The 8,424-nt window shown below is 32.9% G+C and carries 7 protein-coding genes; 6 read left to right on the top strand and 1 reads right to left on the bottom strand.

Annotated elements, in window-relative coordinates:
• Positions 1–115: 115 nt before the first annotated feature.
• Complete coding sequence (locus VJJ26_00950) at positions 116–562, bottom strand: hypothetical protein (GenBank protein ID HLC06730.1); 447 nt, start codon at positions 560–562, stop codon at positions 116–118.
• Between the two features lie 423 nt (positions 563–985).
• Between VJJ26_00950 and VJJ26_00955 the strand changes: the two genes are divergently transcribed.
• Genes VJJ26_00955 through VJJ26_00980 form a run of 6 tightly spaced genes read left to right on the top strand, consistent with a single transcriptional unit; the run spans position 986 to position 8,305 of the window.
• The gene (locus tag VJJ26_00955; GenBank protein ID HLC06731.1) at positions 986–2,320 is read left to right on the top strand and encodes an AAA family ATPase; all 1,335 of its coding nucleotides are present in this window, start codon (positions 986–988) and stop codon (positions 2,318–2,320) included.
• A complete protein-coding gene (locus VJJ26_00960) occupies positions 2,317–3,489 on the top strand; it encodes an ATP-binding protein (protein ID HLC06732.1) in 1,173 nt (390 codons plus the stop codon). The genes VJJ26_00955 and VJJ26_00960 overlap by 4 nt, the downstream gene beginning before the upstream one ends.
• A gap of 40 nt (positions 3,490–3,529) precedes the next feature.
• On the top strand, positions 3,530–6,649 hold the full coding sequence (locus VJJ26_00965; protein ID HLC06733.1) for an EndoU domain-containing protein: 3,120 nt from the start codon (positions 3,530–3,532) through the stop codon (positions 6,647–6,649).
• A 10-nt stretch (positions 6,650–6,659) separates the two neighbouring features.
• Positions 6,660–7,043 carry a hypothetical protein gene (locus tag VJJ26_00970; GenBank protein HLC06734.1) on the top strand — a complete coding sequence of 128 codons (384 nt, stop codon included), beginning with the start codon at positions 6,660–6,662 and terminating at the stop codon, positions 7,041–7,043.
• Between the two features lie 12 nt (positions 7,044–7,055).
• A complete protein-coding gene (locus VJJ26_00975) occupies positions 7,056–7,904 on the top strand; it encodes a hypothetical protein (GenBank protein ID HLC06735.1) in 849 nt (282 codons plus the stop codon).
• Between the two features lie 59 nt (positions 7,905–7,963).
• Positions 7,964–8,305 (top strand): hypothetical protein, encoded by a 342-nt coding sequence (locus VJJ26_00980; protein ID HLC06736.1) that lies wholly within the window; start codon positions 7,964–7,966, stop codon positions 8,303–8,305.
• Positions 8,306–8,424: the final 119 nt, after the last annotated feature.

An 8,424-nucleotide genomic window follows, 5' to 3' on the forward strand; every position in this document is an offset into this window, starting at 1 on the left:
CGAAAATACACTTTTTAATTCACACCACAGCTTATCTGATATAAACTTCATAACAGCCCTTTTTTTTGTTTGTTTCCAAAGGCTATTATAGCCTTTTTAAAAAGGGCTTTCTTCTTTAATTAATTTTCGGATAAGCTCTAAATATATCTTCAAGCAACTTAGCCCTTGCAAAAGTTATTTTTGGTTGAGCAGAAGATTGATTTAATTGTATTAAATAACTCATATTTTGCAGTGCATATTTTCGTTCATCAGGCCCAAGATTGCTTATAAAGTTAGCCATCTCTTGCCCTATCAAAGGAGCTAATCCCTTAGCAAATTGCACACGTTCTTTTTGTTGTTCTTTGGCCTTTATCCACTGGGCCAACTTACATCCAACTAATACACCTAAACCAGTTCCTAGTATTTCTGCCCATCCTTCACTGCGTGGTATAACAGTCATCGCTGGCACAACCCTAATTACTGCTGGAGTATTAGTAATAACCGTTATCGGCATAACGCTCGTTGCTGTTAACAATAATCCAATAAAGAAAAAAGTTGATATAAACTTTTGTTTTTTAGTCATTTTTAGCCCCCCTAAAAATACGCCCTAAACAGAATAACTTCCTATTATAAGTTTAACATCTGCATAAATTGCGGTCAAAAGCCCCCTCAAAAGAGCCTCTCAGACGATCTTTACAAACATATGAAGACGCACCTTCGCCAAAACCTCGAAAGCCAAGCGGGTGCTTACTGCTGCTGTGTCCTACATAGCTTTATGCGAAGTAGGAAGCAACGTCGAAGTATCAGAACGAGCGCAGGAAGAAGATTTAAAACAAGCAATGTTAATAACTCAGGCTATATTTGCACAGGTTACTTATAAAATAAATCCAACCTGAATAATTGCGCCACAAAATCTACATTCTATAAAAATTTTGTTAAATACAAAAAATTCATTACAATGAAGAATAACAGTGTTTTCATAATATATTCTTTTCGGAGTAACCACATGTCGTACACACGTCATACTATTTTCGCATCTATATTATTTTTCCAGACTTCCTTACCAAATGATTCCATCGATTCTAACAATATTCGTCCTGTCCATTTCGACATAAAATCATTATATGCACCTGAAGTACCAGAAGAAATTCGTAAGAAAATTATGGATGAAATAGCTCAACAACAACAAAATTTCAACCTCATCAACAAAACCGAATCCTTTAATGAAAACGATATCAAAGAAATGGAATTTGTCTTTGAATCTTCTCCAGAAGAAGCTCAATGTATCGTCAACTACCTACAAGATCCCAACTATTTTCCTGGTGTGGAAAATTATAGATCAGCATTTTTTGTGGGTGAACCTGGAACTGGAAAATCTATTACAGCTAAAGCCATAGCATACAAAATGTCTCAAGAAGGCTGGGAATATAAATTTTTATCAAGCACATCTTTTTTAAAAGAGTATCGCAATCAAACAGCGATACAGCTACAAAAAGAACTGGAAAAAATTGAATCTTCTAATAAGCCAACTATTTTAATTATCGATGAAATACATCGATTACTTGAAAATACTGAAAGCAAACATCATGACACAGATGAAACAGCTACAGCATTATGGACATTCCTTGATAGACAAAAAAACAATAATAACTTCTTTCTTATCGGAACGATGAATCGTATACATAAATTACCAAAACCAGTTAAAAGCAGAATCCTCTCCGACTTTATAGAATTCCCACTAATGACTGATCCCACAAGAAAAAACAATATTCTTCGCAAAAACCTATCGACTAAAAATAGTCAAATGAATGCAGAAATAACTGAATCCTTTTTAATTAAGGAATTAGAAAAAATAAACCCCTACTCTGGGCGAGATTTAGAAAAATTATCAAAAGAAATCTTGGTGCAAAGCAAGCTAAAGAATAAAAATCAGCCTTATCCAATAACTATCACCCAAAATAATATCTCTCAGGGAATGAATAGCTATCTGAGCAAAAGAACCAAAATACAATATGATATTGAAGAAGAAACTGATGAAGAACGACAAGATCGTTATCATAAAGAAAATCTAGAAATGCATGAAAGACATTTTGTTCAGCAACAAAAAATACAAATTGCTCTTAGTTATTATCAAAGCCCAGAAATGACATTGCAATATAAGGAATGTGTTGAGCAACTTATACCTGATGAACATAAAAAACTTTACAAAGATATGATGGCAAACACAGAAGAAAGAAAAGCCCGAGAAGCTGCTGCTGCTGAAAAAGCTGCTGCTGAAAAAGCTAAAAGAGATGCAGAAAATTCTTGGGTAAATCAGGCTAAAAAAGCGATATTCTCATGAACCAACTTAGATTAATTACTTTAATATCTTTATTCAGCTTCTTATCATCTGCCCAAGAAAAACAACAGACGCCAACTGACAAATCAGTACATTTTAATCTGACACCATTATATATACCTGATCCTGAGTATTTTCAGCAAAATGCAGGAGACCAACAAAATGCAACGGAAAAAAGTATTGCTCAGGAAAATCAAACAATAGACAAAACTCCATTACCAAGACCTGCACAATGGATTTTAGAATCATCAATAGAAAACGCTCCAAAATTAGTAAAAGGAATTTTTACATATTTACAATTACGTTCACGTTGCCTTCTCTCAAATCAACCCATTATAAATATACCATCTTTTCATCGCTTTATTTTAGTAGGTCCACCAGGATCAGGCAAAACAACGTTAGCCTGCGCAATAGCTGAAATACTTGGATATACTTATGCATTTATTCCAGCAACAAACTTTTTAGGTAAATTTAGAAATGACACTGCTATCAATCTACAAAAAACCTTAACACAATGCATTGCAGATGGATCAAAAAAAGTCATCATTATCGATGAATTGCATAAATTATTTGAACACCATAAAAGCGAACAAACTGACCATTCACAAACTGCTGCAAGCTTTTGGCTCATGCTTGATCATATAGAAAAATTCTTTCCTAACATCATTGTCATTGGTACTGCTAATAATGTTGACAAATTACCTCCAGAGATTAAAAGTCGCTTTGCAGGGAAAATTATTAACATACAAGCTCCTGATAAAGAGCAAAAAATTCAAATCTTTAAAAATAGTATTATACATGATCAATCGATAGAGCTTGATCCATCAATTACAGATGCATTTATTGCAAAAACAATACAACAAATGGAGCAACAATCATTACGTGACATACGTTCATTTATTGATTCAGCAAAAATATTTTACTATGCGGAGCAAACTACTTTTAATCCAAAATTACCTATTGTTTTAACAAAAATGCATTTTCAACAAGCGCTTAATCAATTGCAAACAGAATCACAAACATTAAAAGAAGGTTTCTCAGACCAACTTTGTAAAAAATTACAACCGTGGGGTGTTGTTTTTGCAATTGCTGCCAACATAATCACACTCATAAAGGCTTCGCATGAATTAGCATGTAAAACTGAATTTCTTATAAAAAAATACAGTCACTAAAAGCAAAACAAATTTATTAAAATTTTCTTGGACAAACTACATGTTTCATACAAAAAAAAGCATACTAACCACCATTTTCACATTTTTTATTTTTTCCCATATCTCTGCATTAAATGTTCAAGATGCTGATACTGATCCTTTTTTGGGCATGGAAAGCACTTCTGAAACAAGTACAAACACTACTACTGAAACTACCAATACAAACAGTATAAATACATTTGATACACAACCTTATAATTTTAGCGACGAAACAGACACAGATAAAATTATATCTTATACAATTACTTATGAAGATCGGATTCTTCTCGCCCAAGATTATTACAACAAAGAAACAGGAGATAGCGAACATGGAATGATGCAAATTTATCCTGATATATCTCTCATGAATGAAGAAAGACAATCATTTGACTTGCCTTCAAATCTGAATTTTAATGATCAAAATCTTTCAATTTCAGATACAACTAATGGCCATCATTCATCAAGTAGACAAGAAGAACAGAGTGATTTTGCTAACAAACTTAAAGATGATATTCTTGATTCCCGCAGACAAGAAACAGAAAATAAGCAAACACCTCAAACACACGCACAACAAAATAATATACGTACAATACAGCGTCAAAAAGCTCTACAAGAATTGAACAAGTTACATACTTCCTCTGCTAACCCAAAAAATATATTTGCATTACCAAGCGTACAAGCACATTTCAAGCAATTTAAATACGAAATTACAGATAAATATAGAGACAGAAAAGTATTTTTTTTCTCTAGAAAAAAAACCTTTCCAACAGCTGCAGCTGAAATAAAATTTGCAAATGCTTTAGTTCCAGAAAAAATAGGAGAATATCTCACACTAATAAACCATGCTGATTCAATTGATCTCAAAATGACAGCATTTGCTGAATTAAAAGAATTATGGCCTTGGAAACGTGATCACACATTTCTAACCAGTAGCTTTGTCAATGGAACTGGCGAAACGGGATTTATCGTACACTTAGACATTGATATAATGGCAATTGCTGAAAGAGATCTTATTTCAAGCCCTGATTACGTTGCTCAACATGCTAATCCAGAATCATTTAAAATTATTCAGGAGTTTAGAGAAAAATGTATAGCTTTACAACAAAAAGGAGATCGCAACGCTCTTTTTCAAGAAGAATTTAAATTACGACAAGAACTTTTTAAAAATGGTAAAAATGACAATTTAACGACAAATATCTGTTATGCGATAGTAGAAAAAATATATTCTGACTCGATAACAAATGTATTATATGAAATTGCACATACTTCATCTCTTGAAAAAGCCCATACTCAATTGCATTACTTAGAAATACAAATATTAGATCAAGCACAACAACATAATATTATTCTTACTGATCAGATCAAAGATTTTATTGTAAAACAATATGGTTTTGATGTAATTGAAGCTGGATATAATTGTTATGCTTCGCGTCCCGATTACATTAAAACAATAAATGATCAACCTGTCTTATCCAATAATAATATATCTCCTATCTTACATAACATTGAGAATAAATCTTTACCTGCAGCTCATAAAGAATTAACACATCTTCAAAAACAAATAGCTGGAACTTTTGAATCTCTTAATATTGCCGACACAACTACACAAAAAGAGTTAATAGTAAAAAAATTCGGTATAGATATTCTTGAACAAGCACACAAAAAATATGAAGCGCGTTCAGATCATAAAATTCTTGCTGAATCCTTCATACCAATTGATGTTAACCAAGCCTGTGCAACAATACTTGAGAACAATAATACTTACGAATCAGTAGCTCATGAAATGAGTGATTTGGCACAGCGTGTATTTGTTAATGGACATCTTTGTAAGCTAGACTTTTTGCCAAAAATAGAATCGTATGTCTATGATTCAATAGATGCCATGAGAATAGCCCAAGATCACCCTACATTCATCTTTAATTTTTCAATGGTTCACCATACATTAGGTGACATTCAACAACTCGCACATGCTATTCTCAGCGGAACACATCCGACCCTACAAAGATCATCGGAGCTTCTAGTCACAGGCTTTACTGCATTCTTTAAAGGTCTTAACCCCATTACACAAATTTCCAATATGGGGCATCTCGCTTGTGAGCTAGGATCACTCTTGGGAAAAGGTGGTACTGCACTACTGAATGATCCTATTACTGCAATACACAATGGTATCACCACAACATTTACATTAACTGAACTTATAAGAAATACTGCTGATTTTACATCAGATTTGACTGTCGGAAAATTGTATTTATCGCCAGAAGAATACAAGCAACGTACTGATACTTTTTGCACAATGATGGGACCCCTACAAGGCGCAACAGCTGATCATTGTTTTAAATTTGTAGGCCAATTAGCAGCAGATGTCTTTGCCACCAAAGGCTTTGGAATTGCCTATACTTTTCTTAAAGAAGTAGATGCGTTAGAAAAACTCGGTAAATCTGCTGCTGCTGTATCACGCATATTCAAAAAAGGATTCGATACGCATCTTGCAAACCATCCTATTATGGTTACGGCTGAAGGCATTGCTTTCCACATGTCTAATGATCTTAAAAATATTGGTGGAGCTGCTAAAGAAATAATCAACAGCTCTCGCGCTCTTATTGATAGTATGACACATGGCATTTTAGCCAAAGTCAGACAAGACATTGTAGCACTAAAAGAAAAATTTACTTGTATCGAAAAATGTCTTCCAGAATGTGCAAAAAAAGGATTTGCGGAATTCAAAAATGGGCATATTAAAATAGCTCATGAACACATTCTAGGAATAGAACCTATATGGAATGATGCAAAAAATACCCTATCAGGTATTAGTGGTTTTCATCATGATTTCATGGGCACTATAGAAAAAAGTGGCCTGATGAAGTTTGTAAGAACAGCAGAAAAAAATGGTTGTTATATGGCCGATATAATTGTAGGTGAGCAATCAATTCCAGGTAAAACATTTTTCCCTCAACACTGGTCACGAGAAGAAGTAATTAGTAAATTATATGAAGCATATGCAGATTTCAATAAAAGTGGTATAACACCCAAGCTTAATGATCGCGGAAAATATGTTATCCATGGATATACCAGCGAAGGCATAAAAATAGAAATGATTATTACTCAAAAAGGCCATATGAAATCAGCCTATCCTATTATTTAAAGGACTATAAATGGATATTGTAAAATTTTTTCTTGATGAAAATTATGGAAACTATTCATCTCAAGATGCCTCAAACATACAGATGTGCATTCTTGGCGGTTTTCTAACAAGCGATATTGGATATTATCCAGCATCTTTTAAGGAGTGGGGTTTAACTAATAAATGGAAAAATGATGAAACCAATGGTAATTGCACTTTCTTAAAAAAAGAAGGTAATTATATATTACTGAGCGATTTATATTCAGAAGAAGAAGTGCCAACTACGCTAAAACTAACTAAAGAACAATACAGACAGATACTTACCGATTGGGAAGAAAAAGTTCTCAAATTAAGACCGAAAGAAGTCTTAATCAAATACGAAAATGATGAATTTGTTATCGAAACAAAAAATTAAGGTCAATGTATAATGAACAAAACAAAGTATTTCGCTTTTGATGCAATTCATTTCAGCTTTAAAATGTTACGTAAACATTTTTATTTCCTTTTCACGTTATTTTCGGCCGCTAGCTTATTGTTTGTTGGAATTGTAATACTTGTGTGCTATATCAAGTGTGAACCTATAACACAAAATATTTTTAAAGCGATCACTACTACTCTGAATTGTTTTATGGCGGAAAACACTACCGGAACAACAGGCCAACTAAAAGAATTAGAATTAAGCCGTTTTGTTAGCCTATTTATACCTTTATTTGTTTCTATGTATTTGATTATTTGTCACCTGATAGGATCATTCATGTCTATTGCATTATATGACAATAAGAATATATCTTTTAAAGAAACTGTTTCTATTTTGAGGAAAACTCCAAGTTATTTTGGCACTATTGGATTGTATTATATTGTGATTTTTATAGGATATTATCTTTTCATTATTCCTGGTTTATTGATGGAGATACGATTAAGATTCTGTAAATTTTTCATAGTAGACAGTAATGCCGGTGCTGTGCAGTCATTAAAGGGTTCTTGGCGCATATCCAAAGAACATATATTTGATATACTTATAATGCATACAATAGGACGTTCTGTTGTAATAATAGGTACCATGATAAGCGATGGATTATGTAAATTGATTGCAATTGATGTAATTTCACTTGCAATCATGTGTTATACTATCTTTACATACGCGTTTATAATTGTATGCGCGCATGCATTTTTCTATCGTAAGTTACTTGAAGAAAAACAAAAGCAATTAGAAACTATAAGCATGATAGACGAAAGCGACAATCAAATATCAACTCCAATTCAAGCAAATACCTAGTCTTCTTTTTTATAAAAATATATTTAAATAGTTTAATTACAACAACCGGTGGATTTTTTATGAAATTGTCGACAATTTTCCTTACTGGATTATTCATTTCATCGTATCTAACAATATCTGCTAGTAATCACGGTATTTATTATAATGAGTTAAAAGCTCTTAAAAAGACACCTGAAACAAAGGCATTATTTGAACAAGATGTTGATGGTGGGTCACGCACAAATCAGCATAATTTAGGAATGTATAACCCAACATTTTTAGACAATGGTGAGCGAGAATTATTTTCGCAATGTGATAGAATGAACAGAACATTATCATCGGGGAATATAAAAAGACAGATAACAATAAGTAAAGAATTATCCTCTATTGATAGTATTTTAATTAACGCGAATTCGGTTTAAGCAGCTGCAAGTTTTTTAATAACTTTTCTTTTTAATGAAGGCTTTTTGGCCTTAAAAACATAAGCAGCTAATGTAGAAAATATATGGGAAAAAAACCCCCAAACGCTCCTGTGCCGTGA

This window comes from Candidatus Babeliales bacterium (assembly GCA_035288105.1).
Taxonomy (GTDB): Bacteria; Babelota; Babeliae; order Babelales; family Vermiphilaceae; genus SOIL31.